Annotated in this window: 16 protein-coding genes and 1 pseudogene; 11 read left to right on the top strand and 6 right to left on the bottom strand. The window is 45.5% G+C overall.

Features of this window, described 5'->3' with window-relative positions; genetic code table 11:
- Window positions 1–7 precede the first annotated feature (7 nt).
- Window positions 8–1,477, bottom strand: a complete 1,470-nt coding sequence (locus tag C400_RS0120335; protein ID WP_017428024.1) for an MFS transporter — start codon at window positions 1,475–1,477, stop codon at window positions 8–10.
- A gap of 166 nt (window positions 1,478–1,643) precedes the next feature.
- Between C400_RS0120335 and C400_RS0120330 the strand changes: the two genes are divergently transcribed.
- Window positions 1,644–2,066 carry a MarR family winged helix-turn-helix transcriptional regulator gene (locus tag C400_RS0120330; protein ID WP_017428023.1) on the top strand — a complete coding sequence of 141 codons (423 nt, stop codon included), beginning with the start codon at window positions 1,644–1,646 and terminating at the stop codon, window positions 2,064–2,066.
- 155 nt (window positions 2,067–2,221) lie between these two features.
- Here the strand turns inward: C400_RS0120330 and C400_RS0120325 are convergent, their stop codons facing one another.
- The gene (locus tag C400_RS0120325; RefSeq protein ID WP_017428022.1) at window positions 2,222–2,800 is read right to left on the bottom strand and encodes a TetR/AcrR family transcriptional regulator; all 579 of its coding nucleotides are present in this window, start codon (window positions 2,798–2,800) and stop codon (window positions 2,222–2,224) included.
- Between the two features lie 190 nt (window positions 2,801–2,990).
- Between C400_RS0120325 and C400_RS0120320 the strand changes: the two are divergent.
- Window positions 2,991–4,215, top strand: a pseudogene (locus C400_RS0120320) (MFS transporter).
- A 15-nt stretch (window positions 4,216–4,230) separates the two neighbouring features.
- Here C400_RS0120320 and C400_RS0120315 read toward each other — a convergent pair.
- A complete protein-coding gene (locus C400_RS0120315) occupies window positions 4,231–4,659 on the bottom strand; it encodes a DUF3995 domain-containing protein (RefSeq protein WP_017428021.1) in 429 nt (142 codons plus the stop codon).
- Between the two features lie 13 nt (window positions 4,660–4,672).
- Window positions 4,673–5,227: a TetR/AcrR family transcriptional regulator gene (locus C400_RS0120310; RefSeq protein WP_017428020.1), complete on the bottom strand. Its 555-nt coding sequence runs from the start codon at window positions 5,225–5,227 to the stop codon at window positions 4,673–4,675.
- Between the two features lie 548 nt (window positions 5,228–5,775).
- On the opposite strand from C400_RS0120310, the gene thrS reads away from it, so the two are divergent.
- Window positions 5,776–7,689, top strand: a complete 1,914-nt coding sequence (gene thrS / locus C400_RS0120300) for a threonine--tRNA ligase (protein WP_017428018.1) — start codon at window positions 5,776–5,778, stop codon at window positions 7,687–7,689.
- A 155-nt stretch (window positions 7,690–7,844) separates the two neighbouring features.
- On the opposite strand, the gene C400_RS0120295 is transcribed toward thrS, so the two are convergent.
- The gene (locus C400_RS0120295; RefSeq protein ID WP_016819513.1) at window positions 7,845–8,645 is read right to left on the bottom strand and encodes a GTP pyrophosphokinase; all 801 of its coding nucleotides are present in this window, start codon (window positions 8,643–8,645) and stop codon (window positions 7,845–7,847) included.
- Between the two features lie 277 nt (window positions 8,646–8,922).
- Between C400_RS0120295 and C400_RS0120290 the strand changes: the two genes are divergently transcribed.
- From C400_RS0120290 to C400_RS0120280, 3 genes are read left to right on the top strand one after another with little or no spacing between them, the layout of a single operon-like run.
- Window positions 8,923–9,384 (top strand): S-ribosylhomocysteine lyase, encoded by a 462-nt coding sequence (locus C400_RS0120290; protein WP_013369209.1) that lies wholly within the window; start codon window positions 8,923–8,925, stop codon window positions 9,382–9,384.
- A 5-nt stretch (window positions 9,385–9,389) separates the two neighbouring features.
- The gene (locus C400_RS0120285; protein ID WP_017428017.1) at window positions 9,390–10,160 is read left to right on the top strand and encodes an SDR family NAD(P)-dependent oxidoreductase; all 771 of its coding nucleotides are present in this window, start codon (window positions 9,390–9,392) and stop codon (window positions 10,158–10,160) included.
- Window positions 10,161–10,189: 29 nt separating this feature from the next.
- Window positions 10,190–11,071 carry a MetQ/NlpA family ABC transporter substrate-binding protein gene (locus C400_RS0120280; protein WP_016819515.1) on the top strand — a complete coding sequence of 294 codons (882 nt, stop codon included), beginning with the start codon at window positions 10,190–10,192 and terminating at the stop codon, window positions 11,069–11,071.
- A 67-nt stretch (window positions 11,072–11,138) separates the two neighbouring features.
- Here the strand turns inward: C400_RS0120280 and C400_RS0120275 are convergent, their stop codons facing one another.
- Window positions 11,139–11,978, bottom strand: coding sequence for an AraC family transcriptional regulator (locus C400_RS0120275; protein ID WP_026065480.1), 840 nt, complete (start codon window positions 11,976–11,978; stop codon window positions 11,139–11,141).
- Between the two features lie 240 nt (window positions 11,979–12,218).
- Between C400_RS0120275 and C400_RS0120270 the strand changes: the two genes are divergently transcribed.
- From C400_RS0120270 to C400_RS0120250, 5 genes are all read left to right on the top strand, one after another.
- On the top strand, window positions 12,219–14,402 hold the full coding sequence (locus C400_RS0120270; RefSeq protein ID WP_017428015.1) for an alpha-galactosidase: 2,184 nt from the start codon (window positions 12,219–12,221) through the stop codon (window positions 14,400–14,402).
- A 130-nt stretch (window positions 14,403–14,532) separates the two neighbouring features.
- Complete coding sequence (locus C400_RS0120265; RefSeq protein WP_017428014.1) at window positions 14,533–16,314, top strand: sensor histidine kinase; 1,782 nt, start codon at window positions 14,533–14,535, stop codon at window positions 16,312–16,314.
- Entirely contained in the window at window positions 16,311–17,861 is a 1,551-nt protein-coding gene (locus tag C400_RS0120260) for a response regulator transcription factor (protein WP_017428013.1), read from the top strand. The genes C400_RS0120265 and C400_RS0120260 overlap by 4 nt, the downstream gene beginning before the upstream one ends.
- 86 nt (window positions 17,862–17,947) lie before the next feature.
- Window positions 17,948–18,904, top strand: coding sequence for an ABC transporter permease (locus tag C400_RS0120255; RefSeq protein WP_016819520.1), 957 nt, complete (start codon window positions 17,948–17,950; stop codon window positions 18,902–18,904).
- A 14-nt stretch (window positions 18,905–18,918) separates the two neighbouring features.
- Window positions 18,919–19,857: a carbohydrate ABC transporter permease gene (locus tag C400_RS0120250; RefSeq protein WP_016819521.1), complete on the top strand. Its 939-nt coding sequence runs from the start codon at window positions 18,919–18,921 to the stop codon at window positions 19,855–19,857.

Below are 19,857 nucleotides of genomic sequence, written 5' to 3'. Positions count from 1 at the left end.
GGAGGCCCTAACTCTTTTCTTGTTGCGTTCTTGCCCGTTTAGCCCCGATCAGCCTCCAGCCTGTTAACAATGCCGACACAAGACAGATGGAGGCAGACGTCATAAAGACTACATGCATGCCTGACAGAAAAATTTCAGGATGACCCGGAACTAAGCCGGTGACCCGATAACCAGCCTCTTTACTCATAATATAAAAGAGAATGGATGTGGCTAGCGTGATCCCTACAACCATACCGACGTTGCGCACCAGCGAATTAACACTTCCGGCTGAGCCGAGCTGTGTGCGGGGTACCTTGGACATAATCAGCGAGTTGTTTGGCGATTGGAATAAACCACTGCCAATACCCAGCATGGCAATCCACAGACCGACGAGCGGGATGGAGCTGCCTGCATGCAGCTGGGCTAATCCAATTTGGGCAACGACCATAACGACCAGCCCGGCGAAAGTGAGCAGTTCAGACCCGATTTTATCGGAAAGCGCACCGCTGAGCGGGGCCACAATAACCATAGAGATGGGGAACAACATCAGCAGAAATCCGGCATAAAAAGGCGACAAGTTCAGCATATTCTGCGCATAGAAAGGCGAAATGATGTTAAAGCAGAAGTTAGCGACAAACACCAGAAAAGCACACAAAATACTGAGCGAAAACAGCGGATTTTTGAATAGTGCGAGCTGTAACAGTGGCTGTGGACGACGCAATTCTAACCGAATGAATACGGCAAAAGCAACTACAGCCACCACCAGTGAAGCAATAATACGTGCGTCTCCATACCCGACCTGCTGTCCCAGCAACAATCCGACGAACAAGGTCAGAATAAAAATGGCAAACACCAGGCTGCCGGGAATGTCAACCTTATCCTTCACCTTGATCAGATCCTTCGGTAGCAGCTTCCAGCCAAGAAAGACAGCGACCAGGCCTATCGGTACATTGACCCAGAAAATGTATTGCCAGCCCAGCGAGGAGACAATAATACCGCCCAAGCTCGGCCCGGCGATACTGCCCAGAGAAACGAAGGTTCCGATGAGGCCAAGCGCTTTGCCCCGTTCAGTGGACGGGAAGATATCTGTTACGATCCCTTGGCTGTTCGCCATGGTCATGGATGCTCCAATGGCCTGAATGATGCGGGAAATCAGCAATAGGGAGAGTGAAGAGCTAAGACCGCACAATAGGGAGCCGAGAATGAATATGATTGTGCCGATTTTGAATATTTTGATTTTACCGACCATATCCCCCAGCTTGCCGAAAAATAAAATAGCGGTACATATCGCCATTAAATAGGCGGTTGTCACCCATTCAATTTGTGCCACGGGTAAATGTAACGTGCGAGACAACACAGGAAGAGCAATATTAACAATGCTTCCATCCAAAGTGGACATAAACGTAAACAGATTTAAAACAATCAAAATCATCCAACGTTTCTTCTGAACTTCGATATTCTCTTGATAGGTTGCAGCAGTTGTAGCAGTTGAACTCATTATGAACACCTCTTTATCGTTGAAAGCCCTTTTTATTAGTTGCATGCGCAACTAAATGAACGGTTCTAGTGTACAGCAAATTAGTTGCGTGCGCAACAATAGTATTGTAAACTTTGTTTTGGTCCCAGCTGGGGATTGCCATTTTCAAGCCAATGAGGTGTATTTGATGAGAAAAAAACCGATTGGAAAGCTAATTTCCCACCTGTACCGTCGAAATCAAAAAATACTGTCCAAAAAACTGGCTCCTTATGGAATCGGCAGTGGGGGACAACACAGTTTCCTAAAGCTGATTTTGCAGCGGCCGGGCATTACACAGGAGCAGCTGACGAATGAACTTAAATTTGACAAGGCAACCACGACACGCTCTGTAAAACAATTAGAGGAATCAGGCTACATTGAACGTAAAACGGACCCCAATGATCGTCGTTCCCAACTTGTGTCTCCTACGGCCAAGGCGTTAGAATTCGCTCCTGTCTTACAAGGGATATTGGACGAGCTCAATGCCGGTCTTGCCCGCAATTTATCCGAAGAGGAAGAGGACCTTCTAATCGACTTACTGCAAAAGATTAGTACAGATCCTGACGAATAAATAAATCAGGAGTTAGCATAGAGGATCGGCGGGTAAAAGAAAAAGGAAAAAGAAAAAAGCAGCCATTTTCAGAGAATACTCTGTGGTGGCTGCTTGGTGCAGTCTGAGGGTTTATTGCACGGGAGAACGGTCGCCGCTTATATGGCATTCGCAATTCAGTCCAAGCTAATCCCTTCAAACGCATTCATGACTAATTGTCGCACATAGGCATCGTCTAATGGATAACCAGTTACCAGCAATCGATAAAAAATCGGCCCATAAATGAGATCGATACATAATTCAACATCGAGATGCTCCTTCAATTCCCCGCGCTCAATTCCCCGCTCAATTAGATGCCTGGCTTCAAGTCTTCGAGGATGGAAATATCGTGTTCGGTATGCCTCTGCTAATCCTGGATCAAGTTGCCCTTCACCAATTAACTCCGTAATGATTTTACCTTCTCGACTGGTTAGAAACCGTACTAAATTCGTAGCATGAATAAGAATATCGTCCAATACACGACCTGTGTCGGGTACGGGCAATCTTGCCATGGTAGCTGACAAGAAACCATCCATGACTACGGCAGCTTTGTTAGGCCACCATTTATATATGGTGGCTTTGCTCACTTTTGCTCGCTCAGCAATTTTTTCTACCGTAACAGCCCCAAATCCTTGCTCCAACAGTAGTTCATAAGAAGCGGTAAGGATAGATTTTTGCGACTCAACATTACGCGGACGTCCTCTTTTACTCTGCACTGGAATGCTCACCTTCTTACATAGATATAAGAAAACATAGAAAAGTAAACTATACGTTCAGTATATCAAATATCGGGTAAGAATAAAAATTTGAATTTGCCTATTTACAAAACGAAACGTTCAGTATATTATTTGATTATCGAATTAACGAACTATACGTTCAGTATTTAAATTCTTGAGGAGGATTATCATGCAAAGAGAACAACAAGCCGTAGAAGGTAACCGTATTTCAAATTGGATGATGTTTCTGTTGGCAGCAGCATGTGGCCTTATTGTTGCCAACCTTTACTATGCTCAAACTCTGGTAGGGCCTATTCATGTGGCGCTGGGTCTTTCTTCCACAACAGCGGGCTTCATTGTCACCTTAACTCAAATCGGTTATGTTGTGGGATTGCTGTTTATCGTACCGATTAGTGACATTATTGAAAATCGACGTCTAATGATTGTATCGCTCATCATTACAGTCTGTGCATTGCTCGTTGCTGCCTTCGCCCCCAATGCCACGTTGTTCCTTACTGCATCCTTGTTCATTGGAGTTGGATCTGTAGTTGCCCAAATATTAGTACCGTATGCTACCTATTTAGCATCCGAAGAGCAGCGCGGACGGGTTGTAGGGAATGTTATGAGTGGACTCCTGCTAGGGATTATGTTCGCACGTCCATTGGCAAGCTTCATAACCAGCATCTGGGGATGGCAAGCCGTATTTATTATGTCAGCCATTGTTTTGACGTTGTTGACGATTCTCCTGTCGAAAGCACTTCCGGAGCGCAAGCCTGTGCCTACGGTATCTTACAGTAAACTGATTTTCTCACTAGGTACTCTGTTCAAACAAACGCCTGCATTGCGCCGGCGTGCCCTGTATCAAGCCTGCTTATTTGGCGCCTTCAGCCTGTTTTGGACGGTTGTTCCTCTACGCTTGGCGGATGATTTCTGGCATGTCTCAGCAAGGGATTGCACTGTTTGCTTTAGTAGGTGTAGGCGGCGCAATAGCTGCTCCGATTGCCGGGAGATTGGCTGACAAAGGCTGGAGCAAAGTATTAACCGGGCTAGCTATGGTCATTGCCGCCTTGTCCTTTTTGGTCATCTATATTTTTCAAAGTCATTCGACGGTTGCGCTCATACTTCTCTTTATTTCAGCCATTACACTGGATATGGCTGTATCGGGAAATCTTGTGCTTGGACAGCGTGTTATTTACTCCTTGGGAAGTGAAGCGAGAGGGCGTCTGAACGGATTATTCATGTCTATCTTTTTCATAGGTGGAGCGATTGGATCATCATTAGGTGGTTGGTCTTACGCATTAGGTGGTTGGAATTTAAGTGCTCTGATTGGAGTCATCTTGCCTGTGCTGGCTTTACTGTACTTTTTCACTGAGAAAGAAACGAGTGGAGACGTACGAAAGAAACAAAACGGGTAAAGATCAGTTTTAAAATTACGCCGTACGTAAAAGCATCATCATTAAAATGGCTGTTCCCAAGAGAAAACAAAGGGGCGAGTAGAGCACGGTGTCCCATTTTGCAAAAACCGTTCCTTTTTTTCTCTTGAAGAACCCTACCCATTTGAAATCTCCTATAGAACGTAAAATAAATAAACACGACAACAAGCCTGCACCATAGGAATAAAAGAAATGGAAAATCTGAAATGGTACGACTCTCCCTAACTCCAGAACGAACCAAGCGGCTAAAGCTAGTAAAATGGCAACAATTGATGTCCCTATTTTGGAGGGTTTAAAGAGCAAATCCGTTCCCGTGCTTGGGATCGCTGCCTTAGCGCCTGTTTGTCCGCCGAATACCCAATATACATGCATGCCGCTCAGTATAAATAAAATTCCGCCAACTGCCCATGTAAGTAACTCCAACATCTGACTTCCCTCCTTAATTTGAAATCCACTCTGTCCAAATCATATGAATATGCTGCTGAATGGCTTCTTCACTTAACGTCTCTTGCTTGTGACGCTCATACCAACCCAAGTAGTAATGGTACAATATCCATGATCTCTGAAAGGCTTTCTCTGCCTGCATTCCCTTCTGGATTAAAAGCTCTTTCATAAACTCCATTCTCATCTGTTCAACTTCATCGAGTAAAGCACGGTAACTATCATCCTTCAATGACAGCCTGCGTAGATAAAACAGAAAATCTCCCCGTTTCGTCTTGCCGAACATCTGGGTTAGCACTTCTCGAATCCGCTCATCTGCGGCAGCATGGGTGATGGACGCGGCCATAACCTGTTGCGTCGTCTGTGCCTTCCATGTCTCTACAATCTGTCGAATATAGCTGCTGCGATTGTTAAAATACCAATAAAAACTGCTCTTACTGCACCCTAAAGCAGCGGCCATTTTTTCAACAACAAGTTGATCGATTCCACCCTGCTCAAAACGTTCCATTCCTTTTTGAATCCATTGTTCTTCTGTGACAATAATCTTAGGCATCTCTCGCGCTCTCTTTCTGTACGGTATCGTCTAGATAAAATGATTTTACAATGGTTTTAGTGGTGTGTAAATATAAGCCGATTCGTCTCCACAGCCAGATGATCAATAACGGGCATAAAATTACATAAACGCCCACTTGAAATACCTGTGAATTTGAACTATAATGCTGTAGCATATAGTAATATTCAAGGCATTGACCAAAGACATGATTTCCTTGAAGGGCCGTTCAGAGAGAAAAGCCAAGGCTGAGAGCTTTTCCGGCAACCGCATGTGAAGTTACCCCTTTGTAGCCGTGACGTTGAACATGTAACTGTGCAAGGTGGCAGTGACATCAGTAAGCGCCCACCGATTTATCCCCGTTAACGGATACCAATGGAGGGCCACGCAGGTCGTGCATGAGCATGTTCCGATGAACATGAATGTACGTACAGTAGCGAGCCGAACTAGGGTGGAACCACGAGCTGAACGCACTCGTCCCTTGAGGGAGAGAGGCGTTTTTTTGCGTTCAATTTTGATATAGCACACAATTTGAAATGGAGGCTTTAATCGTGAGTATTCAAGTGAAATTGCCGGATGGAGCCGTACGCGAGTACGAGCAGGGTGTATCCATCGCCGACGTGGCGGGTTCGATCAGCTCCGGTCTGAAAAAGAATGCAGTAGCAGGTAAAGTGAACGGGAAGGCTGTAGATCTGAACACCGTTTTGGATCAGAACGTTGACCTTGAAATTATTACGCTGGACAGTGCGGACGGCCTGGAAATTTATCGTCACAGTACAGCGCATTTGCTGGCACAGGCGCTCAAACGCATTTACGGTGAGAAAAACGTGAAGCTGGGGATTGGTCCGGTCATCGACAGCGGCTTCTACTATGACATTGATATCGAAAACCCATTGTCCGTTGACGATCTGGCGAAGATCGAAAAGGAAATGACGAAGATCGCGCAGGAAAATCTGCCGATTACACGTCGTGTGGTCAGCCGTGAGGAAGCCACTCGCATTTTTGGTGAACTGGAAGATCCATTGAAGCTGGAACTGATCCGTGATTTGCCGGAAGAAGCGGAAATTACGATTTATGATCAAGGCGAATTTTTTGACCTGTGTCGTGGTCCACATCTGCCATCAACTGGCCGTATCAAAGCGTTCAAACTGTTAAGTGTAGCGGGTGCATACTGGAGAGGCGATTCCAACAACAAGATGCTGCAACGGATCTACGGAACAGCATTCCCGAAGAAAGCGCAACTGGATGAGCATCTGCACTTGCTGGAGGAAGCGAAAAAACGCGACCATCGCAAGCTGGGTAAAGAACTGGAACTGTTCATGTTCTCCGAAGAAGCACCGGGCATGCCGTTCTACCTGCCTAAAGGTATGGTTGTCCGTACTGCGCTGGAAGATTACTCCCGTGACATTCAACGTTTGCATGGCTATGAGGAAGTACGTACACCGCTGATGATGAACAACCGTCTGTGGGAACAATCAGGACACTATGACCATTACAAAGAAAACATGTACTTCTCCGAAGTAGACGAAACTACATTTGCTCTGAAACCGATGAACTGCCCGGGGCATATGCTTGTGTTTAAAAATGAACTTCATTCTTATCGCGACCTGCCGATTCGTATATCCGAATTTGGACAAGTGCATCGTCATGAGCTGTCCGGTGCGTTGAACGGTATGATGCGTGTTCGTACATTCTGTCAGGATGATGCGCATATTTTCGTGACACCAGAACAGATTGAAAAAGAGATTACAGACGTAATCAAGCTGATTAACGAAATGTACAGTGTGTTTGGCTTTGAATTCACAGTGGAATTGTCCACTCGTCCAGATGACTTTATGGGTGAGCCAGCGCTGTGGGATCAAGCGGAACAAGCTTTGCAAAACGTGCTGGAACATCTGGGCATGAACTACCGTATTAATGCGGGAGATGGAGCCTTTTATGGTCCGAAAATTGACTTCCACATTCTCGATGCACTCAAACGCAGCTGGCAGTGCGGAACAATCCAATTGGACTTCCAAATGCCTGAGAAGTTCGACCTCACTTATGTGGGCGAGGACAACCAGAAGCACCGTCCAGTCGTTATTCACCGTGCCATCTACGGTTCGATTGACCGCTTCATGGGCATTCTGACTGAGCATTTTACAGGTGCATTCCCATTGTGGTTGGCTCCTGTTCATGCGAAGCTGTTGCCTGTATCCGAGAACTATATCGAGACTGCCAATGAGGTGCAGGAAGCGTTGCTGAAAGCGGGTCTGCGCGTCGAAGTGGATACTCGGAATGAGAAGCTTGGTTATAAAATCCGTGAAGCACAATTGGAGAAGGTTCCATACATGTTCGTTATCGGGGAAAATGAAAAAACAACCGGTACTGTAGCTGTGCGTAAACGGGGCGAAGGCGATCTGGGATCATTCAGCATTTCGGACATCGTAGAGAAAATCAGCACAGAGATTCACGAGAAGCAGTAATATTGGATTAAAAAATATATAAAAGAGCCGTCAAAACCATGATCATAGTGGTTTTGACGGCTCTTTATTTATACATCATACATAAGTTCCTAAGCTCCAGCACGAGAGAGGGAACAGCCTCGATTGAATGCTTTAGTTATCCTGTGCCTGTATGCCTAGCACGTCTGCGACCGAGAAGTGGCGTGATCTGCGGGGAGGGAAAGTGCCTTCAAAGCTGACTCCTCGGCTCGTTTGACCGAGGCCTCTTCCACATCCTGTTCCTCGCTAAGCGATAAAATTTCGCCACGCAATTTGAGCATTTTCTGATCCAGTTCGTAGGTTGCACGTGCAGCTTCGGTCAACCCGTTAACCACGTGTTCGGGCACTTTCTTATCAAACTTATAGTACAAAATATGCTCCATACTGGCCCAGAAATCCATAGCCAATGTGCGCAATTGAATTTCGACCTTAATCCAGCGTGTGCCCTCAAACAGGATCAGTGGAATTTCCACAATAACATGTAGGCTCTGATAGCCGTTGGGCTTAGGATGGGCAATATAGTCCTTGACCTCTAGAATCCGAATGTCTTCCCGTGTGCGGAGGTGATCCATCAGACGATAGATATCTTTGACAAAAGCACATACCACGCGCATGCCTGCGATATCATGAATTTCACGCAATATATTGTCCAGGGTGACCTCATGCCCTTTGCGCCGAACCTTTTCCACAATGCTGTGGGGTTCTTTGATCCGGGTTTTAATGTGCTCAATCGGGCTAAAACCATCTATTAGCTTCCATTCCGTCTGGATCAGCTTAATTTTGTTCTTTAATTCCTCCAGAGCGAGTTGATAAAGGACGGGAATCTTTCTCCATTCCTCTAGTTGCTTGGCGTCAACACTGTTCTGGTCCAGCTGTAGCTGAAATTCCTGCAAGGGCAAAGGGACGGCATTCAAGTGCTTCCAATCCGGTTCATTCACAGAGCATTCTCCTAAATGAGGCTTACGATGTCCTCGATCTATTTCGTAAAAATGGATTACCGTATATATTGTACACTATGTCAAAACGTACAGGCAAAGGAGAGACAGACAAAGAAATAAGAAATAAAATAATAATTATAGTGGTAAAACCGAGTAATCCGATGTATAATTGCAAAAATGCTGATTTAAAGCATTAAATTTTTTCGAAAATAGCACAAATGTTGAGTAGTCGTTATTAGATCAAAAATATAAATTACAGAAAATGAGGATGAGCAAAATGGCAAAAGTAGAAAGCTTTCAATTAGACCACACGATTGTAAAGGCTCCTTATGTAAGAGCAGCGGGAGTAGAGCATGATGAAAAAGGAAGCACGGTACAAAAGTATGACTTGAGATTTCTGCAACCGAATGAAGACGCACTGCCAACAGCTGCTGTACATACGCTGGAGCATTTATTGGCGACGTATCTGAGAGACGAAATCAAGGGAATTATTGATATTTCTCCTATGGGCTGCAGAACGGGATTCTACTTGATTTTATGGAATGAACACGAGCCTGAGGAAATTGCACTTGCTTTGGAAAAAACGTTGAAGAGAATTCTGGAAACGACAGAAGTACCGGCTGTTACTGCTTTGGAATGCGGAAACTATAAGGACCATTCTCTTTTCTCCGCGCAGGAATATGTGAAGATTGTTTTGGAGGCTGGCATTAGCCGCGATCCTTTCAAAAGAGTATTTTAAAATCTATGATTTCAATAGACCTATCTCATCAGACAGCAGTAGTGACAGGCGGTAAGTCGGGAATAGGCAAGGGGATTGTAGAGCTTTTCATTCAAAGTGGAGCTAAGGTGATTTCTGCTGATATTTCATATGAAGAACCGTATAGAGTGGTCAATTCACAGTTGGTTGAAACTCAATTGGACATATCCAAGCCGGATGATATCGAAAGATGGTGCAATCTGCTAATCAGCGAAACGGGAGTTCCTGACATATTGGTGAACTGCGCAGGTACTTCTACGATGGATTATGTCATTGATAGTGAGTTGGCTGATTGGGAGAAAGTATTTTCAATCAATTCAACCGGGCTATATGTAGCGTCCAAACGGTTTGCCAAGGAAATGGTGGATGCGCGTAAACCGGGGCGAATTATCCAAATTGCTTCACAGGCTGGAAAAAATGGATATCGGGCTATGGGCGGGTATTGTGCATCCAAACATGCGGTTCTCGGCTTGACCAAGGTGATGGCCATTGAGCTTGCTCCGCATCAAATTTTGGTGAATGCGGTTTGTCCAGGTATCGTAGAAACGCCGATGAAGCATCGTGAGCGGATTGAAGGGGGCGTCATTCGCGGAATGACCGCCCAGGAGATATATGAAGAAGATTGTTCGCAGGTACCATTGGGGAGAACCGCCGAGGTAGAGGATGTCGCCAATGTGGTGCTGTTTCTGGCAAGTCCGCTCTCCGCATATATGACAGGACAAGCGATTAATGTTACAGGTGGAATGACGATGCACTAGCATACTAGCATGATCTGGGGGAAAACAACATGAAGAAATCGTTCGTTTTACTATTAGGGATTAGTTTATTACTCGTAGCTGCAGGATGCGGCAATAAAAGTACAGACAGTAATGGCTCCAGCTCCGCTTCCGGTGCGGAAACACAAAAGGTAGTCATTGGCTCCATGGGGTCTGACGCGCAGATTTGGAAGCATATTGCTCAATCCCAGGCCGCCAAGGATGCCAAGCTGGATATTGAAGTAAAGGAAATTAACGGTGGAATCGAAACAAACAATGCGACTAAACAAGGCGATGTGGACGTGAATGCATTCCAATCGTGGGCGTATCTGGTGAGCTATAACAAAGAGAGCAAAGCCGATTTGAAGGCGATAGCCACCACCTATCTGGAGCCGATGGGGATTTATTCGCAAAAGTTCAAAAGTATTGATGAAGTGACCGACGGAGCGTTGGTGGCTTTGGCGGACAATCCGGCGAATACAGCAAGAGGTTTGAAGCTGTTGGAAGCATCCGGTTTGATTAAACTTAAAGCTGACTTTAATGATGCTTTAGGTACAGTCAATGATATTACGAGTAATCCTAAAAACCTGAAATTTGAACTCATCGACGACAAAACAGGTCCGCGCGTGATTCAAGATGTAGGCTTGGTGTTGATCGGGAACACGATTGCTTTAGAAGGCGGTCTGAACGTACTGAAGGATTCCTTGTTCCACGAAGAGATCAGTCAGGCGACAAAGAACAATATTAACGTTCTGGTAACTTCATCGGATAAGGCAAACGATAAGGGACTACAAAAATTAGCGGATCTCTATCATAACGAGGATACTCAAAAGTACATTAAGGATGAATTTGGCGGTACCAAAGTAGAGGTTAAAGAACCTGTTTCTTATTTGGAAGGACAAACTGCAAAATAAACATAAAAGAGGTCAGCCAGTTTTCTGGTTGACCTCTTTTATTCGTTAGAGGCTTCTACTGGTAATTTCAGTAGTCGTTTTGCATTTGAGCATGGGTTTCGGCTCGATAATGTTTGGGAGAGAATCCCTTTACCCTTTTAAAAATTTTTGAGAAGAGTAAAGGGTCATTATAGCCGACTGAACGGGAAATATCGCCTATCGAAAGTTCAGCGTTACCCATCATTTCACAAGCTTTGTTGATCCTGTAGCGAATCAGATAGTCCTGAATGCTTGTGTTTACTCGTTGTTTAAATAACGAACATAAATAACTCCGATTGAGTCCGATAAAATTTGCAATATGCTCAATGGTAATTTTCTGAGCATAATTCATTTCGATAAAATCCTTCACTTTTTCAACGTAAATTTCCGCCCGACCTTCCTTTTGTCCAGAGAACGTTGCCGGACTGAACTCAATTAGCTCCGATAGCATTGAGTAAAGCAGACCGGTCAGTCTGGTTTCCCGAGCTTTATGATACTCACTTGATTCGTTCATTTGCTGCAAATACTGATAAATCAGGTGCTCTCCTTCAAAGTAAAGGATTGGGGACATCATCGTCAGGCCTGCCTGCTTGAGGAGTGTTTCTGCCAGTAACCCGTTAAAACCAAACCAGCAATAAGACCAAGGATTTACTACATTGGCTTGATAATAAGTGATGACTTGCGGGCAGATTAGGAACCATTGTCCTTTCCGCAGGCGGTAGCTGAATCCACCGACCTCAAAGGTACCCTCTCCGTCCAAAATATAATGGAGCAAGTAGTGATCTCTTATAGCAGGTCCAAAAAAGTGACCGGGTATGCATTCCTCTATGCCAAACTGAGTTAAATACAATTCAGAGTGTTGTTTACTACGTGGCAAATACTCTATCACGGTAAAATCCCCTTATGTAAATTATCAAGCATTATAACATAAATAGTGAGTACCATGCCATGTACTTCATATCTAAAATTAATATATGATTTCTATAGAACCTATTGCTATATCATTGAATCTTATCAAGCTTTACACCATATGGACTTAGTTGATGGCTGTTACAAAAGGGTTGTTCTAAGTGCCATTTTAGGTGTGGATCTCCGATGATTATTATCTAAGAGAGGGGTTATTTTCCCAATGGGTATCATTGTTCAAGAGCAACCGGGGCTGTTTCATTTGCAGTCGTCGGGCATGAGTTATATTATTCAGATTGTCGATGGATTTCCTGTACATGTATACTGGGGAGACAGGTTGAGGCACCGCGAACCCATGGCTGATCTATTGCTTCACACTCCCGCGACGGCTGGATTAGATCGGCTGCCGCAAGAATACCCACAGTATGGGAGTGGAGACTTCCGTACACCGGCGTATCAAGTAGAGCTTGAGGATGGAACACGCATCACGGAGTTAAAGTACGATGGTTACCGGATCATTAAGGGAAAGCCATCTTTACCCGGGCTTCCGGCCGTTTATACCGAGAATGAAGCCGAAGCGGATACGTTGGAACTGGAATTAAAAGATGCCTTTTCAGGTCTTAAAGTGGTTCTTCTTTACACCGTCTTCGCGGATCGAAACGTAATCGCTCGTTCGGCTCGTCTAAGTAATGCGGGGGAACAAAATCTTCGACTCCTCCGCGCGCTAAGTGCCAGTGTCGATTTCGCGGGGAAAAGCGATTTAGAGTTCATGTATCTTTCGGGAGCATGGGCTCGGGAAGGGAATATTACCCGCAAACCGATTCTTCAAGGTGAAACCCGAATTGATAGTAAAAGAGGCATGAGCAGCCATCAGCTCAATCCTTTTACTGCATTAGTCACGCAGGAGACCACGGAAAGCCAGGGTGAGGCATTCGGCTTTAGCCTTGTGTACAGCGGAGGCTTTGAGGCGGGAGCAGAATTAGATTCATTTGGCTCTACACGGTTTAGCATTGGCGTAAACTCGTTTGACTTTTCATGGTTACTGAATCCAGGGGAGAGCTTCCAAACGCCAGAAGCTGTTATGGTTTATTCCGGTCAAGGACTGGGAGAAATGTCGCGTACATATCATCGCTTGTATCGGACTCGGCTTTGCCGAGGGACATATAGGGATGAAGAACGCCCTATTCTGGTCAATAACTGGGAAGCTACCTATTTTGACTTCGATGCGGATAAGTTGGTATCGATAGCGAAAGAGGGGGCTGAGCTAGGCATCGAACTCTTTGTCCTGGATGACGGTTGGTTCGGAAAACGGGATTCTGACAATTCGTCTCTCGGTGATTGGTACGAAGATCGCCGGAAGCTGCCAGACGGACTGGCCGATGTCGCGAAACGCATCAATCAATTGGGTCTTAAATTCGGGCTCTGGTTCGAGCCGGAAATGATCTCTCCAGACAGCGAATTGTACCGCAAGCATCCAGACTGGTGCCTTCACGTTCCAGGACGGCGGCGTAGCGAAGCCAGATGGCAGCTGGTGCTGGACTATACTCGCAAGGAAGTGCGCGATTACATCTACGATTCGCTGGCTGCCATTTTCTCCAGTGCTCCAGTCTCTTACGTGAAGTGGGATATGAATCGGTGCCTGACGGAAATTGGTTCAGCTGAACTGCCGCCCGAGCGCCAATCTGAAACTGCACATCGTTATGTTCTTGGATTGTATGAGTTGTTAGAGCGCGTCACCACCGAATTTCCGCATATTCTTTTTGAGAGTTGCTCAAGTGGTGGAGGACGTTTTGATCCAGGCATGCTTTACTACATGCCTCAAGTCTGGACTAGTGATAATACCGATGCGGTGGAACGCCTGAAGATTCAATATGGAACTAGCCTTGTCTATCCTGTAAGCGCCATCGGAGCCCATGTGTCGGCCGTTCCGAACCATCAAGTTGGACGCATAACGCCCCTTGATTTTCGAGGTGATGTCGCCATGTCTGGAAATTTTGGATATGAACTTGATCTCACGAAATTCACTGATGAGGAAAAAGAGACGGTTAAACGTCAAGTCACAGCATACAAGCAGATTCGTGGCTTAGTACAGAAGGGTGACTTGTATCGCTTAAAGAGTCCGTTTGAACATAACGAGTCGGCTTGGATGTTTGTTTCCGAAGACCAAGAGGATGCCGTCATCTACTATTTCCAAGTGATGGCTGTCCCGAACGCGCCTTGGCGAGCTCTGCGCCTTGATGGACTAAATCCAGAACTCGAATATGAAGTTCAGTCTGGAAATAGCGGGGAAAAGTCTATCCATGGGGGGGATAGGCTTATGAAGTTGGGCCTCCCTCTTGTCTACAGACAGAAAGACTATGAAAGTGGATGGTTCAGGCTTCGGGCCATAAAGTCCAGCAAGGCTTAGGGATTAAAGGATCAGTACAACAGTACATTGGCGAAAGATAGAAAACAATTGATTGAGTTATGCATGCCCCTTTTTATATGAAAAGGGGCATTTTGCGCGCAGCAGCCGTACTGATCGGGGAGGGCAAGCCATGTTTTTTATACGAATGATGAATGATATGAAACTAAGGAAGAAGATGACGCTTACATTCATTTCGGTAGCTGTTCTTCCCTTGCTGTTATGTGGCCTGTTTCTGACGGGAAAACTCCGAGAGGCCGTCATTAAGGACGCTTTTATGCAAGTATCCAACAATGTCGATCGGGTCCAAAATCGTACAGAAGAACTGATTAAAGTACCACTGGACATCTCGTATCGGCTAACCAATGATAACCGGATGAAAATGGTGGCTAGCCAGAAGTATGACAGCTACATTGAAGTCATTCAGGCTTACCGGGAGTATACAGGTATTCGTGACTACCTCCAATTGTACAAAGAGATATCCGGCATCCGAGTCTATGTTTCTAATCCTGGAGCATTGAACAACTGGGAATTTATTCAGCCGGACGAAAGAATCACAACCGCAGATTGGTACAAGGAGGCTATAGAGAAGAAAGGATTGGCTGGCTGGAACTTAATCAAGGATGAGAGGGACGATGCCGATTATCTCAGCCTGATTCGTTCATTCGCAGTGAATTCACTAGGGCAAAAAGGAGTATTGGTCATCAATGTTAGTAAGCGCCAATTAAATTCAATCCTGAATCAGGAATCGTTCCCTACCTTGATCGTGGATAACCGGAATCAGATCGTCGCGTCCAATGAAGCAGAGTTGTTCGGAAAGAATCTATCTGAAATTCATGCCGACGAGAATATACTTTTCCAACAGGAGGGAAGTTACAACACACTCATTAACGGAAAAGCGTCAAAAGTGGTGATCGCAAATCTAACGCCACAGAACAGCTGGAATGGACTTCGCATTATCTCCGTTTTTTCCGTTTCCGAGATTACCCGAGATGCTAATCAAGTGATATGGCTCGGTGGAGTCGTGATCACGGCTAGCCTGATATTTGCAGCCTTACTTATCTATGCTTCTGCTTCGCTACTATCCAGAAGGCTTCTTCGCTTGAGCAAGCATATGACCCAGGTAGGGGCGGGCTCATGGGAAACCTATCTCCATATCGACGGAAAAGATGAAGTTGGTCTACTATCGAAGGAATTTAACGCGCTCGTCAGTAACGTAAACCATTTGGTCCAGGAGGTTCAAGAAACGAATCGTCAGAAAAGTCTGGTGGAGCAAAGACAAAACGAGATCAAGTTCAAAATGCTGGCAAGCCAGATTAATCCGCATTTTCTCTTCAATTCTTTGGAGTCCATCAGAATGGAAGCCCACATTCGCCAACAGGACGATATCGCCAAAGCAGTATGGCAGTTGAGCGCGTTGTTGCGCAGCAGTCTGGAGGCCGGTAACGACAAGATTCCGCTGCGTAAAGAGCTTGAGCGGGTGTGCTGTTATCTTGATCTTCAAAAGTTCCGGTATGAAGAGCGTTTGGAGTATCGCTTAACGATTGATCCGGATTTAGAGGAAATATTGGTTCCACCTCTGATTATCCAACCATTGGTGGAAAATTCTATTGTACACGGTCTGGATAATCAAGCAGAAGGAGCTGTCATTGAAGTGAAAGTAAAGGAAATCCCAGAAGGGGTCCGAGTTATGGTATGTGACAACGGCGCCGGTTTCACAGGTGATCGTCTCGCCCTTGTACGAGAAGAGCTTGCTGCATCCGTACATGAGCAGGAGGTCCAGCGAATTGGATTGCGAAATGTAAACGATCGTCTTGTCTTATTGTATGGGACCTCTAGTGCCTTAAGCATTGAGAGCGAGCCAGGGAAAGGCACTTGTATTCAGTTTTTCATACCTGGGGGTGAATCCAAATGATTAAGGTAGTTATCGTTGACGATGAGCCGAAGCTTCGTCAAGGCCTTCAAACGCTGATTCCATGGGAGAGTCTTGGGTTTACCGTTACAGCTACGGCAGCCAATGGAAAAGAAGCATTGGAAGTCATCCAGGAAAAGTCCCCCGATGTCGTAATCGTCGATATCCGCATGCCGGTTATGGATGGCTTACAGTTGATTGAGCACTTGAGATCTGACGGTCATCATTTACATTTTATGATCCTCAGTGGATATGCCGACTTCGAGTATGCCAAACAAGCGATCAAATACGGGGTGTGCGGCTATCTCCTTAAACCGGTGGACATTGTTGAAATGTCGGCCAGTTTAAAGCAGGTACGCGAGCGGATCGAAGAGGAGCGCCTTCAACGGGAGTGGCGTAAGAAGGAGGTTATAAATCGGGATTTATACCTGCACAGCCTGCTCGTCTCTCAAGAGAAGACGGAAGATCCCACCAAGTTGAGAAGTAAGGCAGTAGAAGCAGACTTGTTGTGGACCCACTACGAAGTTGTGGTCGTGTATCCGCGCGTTTCCGAAGTGGACCGTTCCGATGTCGCATACCAGCTTTCGAATGGATTGAAGGCAACGATCGAGGGGCAGATGATGGGGCTTGTCACAGTAATCCCGCCGTATACGGTCCTTTTGCTCAACGAGCCGCTGCGTGGAAGACAACGACGCGAAACTCTGTACAACGAGATTCGTAACGCTGCGGATAAGGTCCGGTTCGCCGCTGCAACCGGAGGGGGAGTAACTGCTCCCGAAGATATTTGCAAATCTTTTTTAAAGGCCCAGGAAGCGGTAAAACGATCCTTTTTCAGCGAGAAGAACCGACTGCTAGATCCGTATCCTTTCTTTTCTCCTTCGCTGGCTTCCCCCGGATTGTCTGTCGATAAAGCTGAAGAAACGATGGAGGAATTCATCTTCCGCCTGTATTACAGTCTGGAAGTAGGAAACCAGAATGTCATACTACCATTGTTGAACGAGGTGGCAGCATTTTTTCTCCAACAGGGGCAAGATGAAAAGTCGATCAAAGAGTCGTTCTTCTTTCTATCCAATGCGATCATTCACAAGCTGACCGCAGGGTTCTGTATCGAGTTGAAAGAGACGGAGGAAGTTTCCCGTTTTTTGAATGGGATATACCAGCATGATCACCTAGATGACCTTTTGGAAGAGACCTACCGTTTCCTGCTAGCTTTGGCGAAAGACTCCGAACCTCGTGGAAAGGAGCAGGAATTCAAAAAAATGATCGACTTCATTCACAGTCATTATACAGACAACCTGAAGCTGGAAACGCTGGCTGGACTACTAAACTATAGTACTGCCTATTTGGGTCAGCTATTCAAGAACAAGACTGGGGAGTACTTTAACACCTATCTGGACAGAGTCCGTATCCACAAGGCAAAGGAGTTGCTGGACCAGGGAATGAAAGTTTACGAAGTCGCTGAAAGCGTCGGCTACACAAGCGTCAACTACTTTTATAGCAAATTCAAAAGGTACGAAGGCTGTTCACCGTCGGAATATAGAAATCCATAATTTGTGGATGATTTTTCCCGAAATCCGTTGTATGGGCTCTGACTCTCCTCTGTTTTATGATGGATTTTAAGAGAGGGGATGAGAAAATGAAAGCGGTAACAGCAAATTCGGAAAACGTATACAAAAAACCGAAGAGGAATGCTTGGAAGGTATTTAAAAGCCAAAGGTATCTTTACTACATGTCTATTCCGTTTGTTATTTGGGTCTTCGTCTTTCAGTATTTGCCGCTATGGGGCTGGACAATGGCATTTCAGAAATACAGACCCGGTTTGAGTTTTTTTGAACAGAAGTGGGTGGGCTTGGAGCATTTTCGTACTTTGTTCCAAGATGATCATTTCTACCAAGTACTGCGGAACACGTTGGCTATGAGTCTTATGGGACTGGTCGCTGGTTTTATTGTACCGGTTGTCTTTGCTCTATTGCTCAACGAGGTCCGCATACAAGTGATAAAACGATTTGTTCAGACCGTATCTTATCTGCCACACTTTGTTTCATGGGTGGTTGCTGCAGGCATCGTCACCAAAATGCTTTCAGCGGATGGCGGTGTCGTAAACGATATGCTCATGGGTCTAGGCATCATCGATCAGCCAGTCCAGTTTATGGCCCAAGGTAAATTATTTTGGTGGGTTGTAACTTTCGGAGACATCTGGAAGGAAACGGGTTGGAACGCCATTATTTATCTGGCTGCCATCGCCGGTATTGGTCCTGAATTATACGAGGCTGCGCGGGTGGACGGCGCTAGCCGATTCCAGCAAATGTGGCACATTACGCTGCCGGGAATCCGGCCGACCATTATCATTCTCCTGATTATGTCTATTGGCCATCTGCTCGGTACGGGATTCGAGAAACAATTTCTGCTGGGCAATCACCTGGTCATCGATTACTCTGAAGTACTTGATTTGTATGCGCTTAATTATGGTCTGGCGATGGGACGTTACTCTTTCGGAACGGCCATTAATATTTTCAATTCGGTGATCAGCCTAGTCCTATTGTTTGCGGCTAACGGAATCTTTAAGCGCTATACCAACGAGAGCATTATGTAAGGAGGAGAATGGACATGGAGGCTGTCAAAAGCACTACGCCGGTCGGCGGATTAAACAACAAGCTTCAGGCGAAATCACCACAAGACCGAATCCTGGGGGTAGTTGTTTATCTTTTCATGATTGTGGTCACCGTTCTGACGATCTACCCGTTCTTAAATGTGCTGGCTATCTCTTTTAACGATTCGGTAGACACCATTAGAGGGGGAATCACCATCTGGCCAAGGCAATTTACGTTGAAGAATTACGATTTGATTTTCACCTATGAGGGGTTAATCACTGGATTCAAGATCTCCTTTCTGCGGACCATCATTGGCACCGTAGCGGGTTTGGTCAGCGGCTCGATGCTTGCCTATACACTTGCCCGAAGTGATTTTCAAGCTAGAAGGTTCATCTCCATCTTTCTTGCTGTCACTATGTATGTTTCCGGGGGGTTAATTCCAGGTTTTATCCTGATGAAGGAACTGCATTTAATTGATACATTTGCCGTCTATATTTTACCAGGTCTTGTAAGTGCGTTTAACGTCTTCATTATTCGTTCCTTCATTGACGGCCTGCCTTATGCGTTACAGGAATCAGCCAAGCTGGATGGTGCCAACGATTTCACAATCTACTGGCGCGTTATACTTCCTCTTTGCAAACCAGCATTAGCGACCGTAGCGCTCTTCTTGGCGGTTGGGCAATGGAACTCTTGGTTCGATACTTATCTGTTTAATGGGTCCAATGAATCGTTGACGACCCTGCAATATGAATTGATGAAAATTTTGCAAAGTACGACAACAAGCGCAACCAATTCCCAGGACGCTGCTAATATGGCGGAGCGTATGGCACAGGTATCCCCGGAATCGGTTAAAATGGCAATTACCATCATTGTTACCGTGCCGATTCTTATCGTCTATCCTTTTTTACAAAAATATTTTGTTAAAGGTATGACGCTTGGAGCGGTAAAAAGCTAA

Origin of the sequence: Paenibacillus sp. ICGEB2008, assembly GCF_000307675.1 — a bacterium.
Classification (GTDB): Bacteria; Bacillota; Bacilli; order Paenibacillales; family Paenibacillaceae; genus Paenibacillus; species Paenibacillus polymyxa.
Note: the sequence above shows the minus strand (reverse complement) of the source record. Positions and strands in the feature narration are given on the sequence as shown.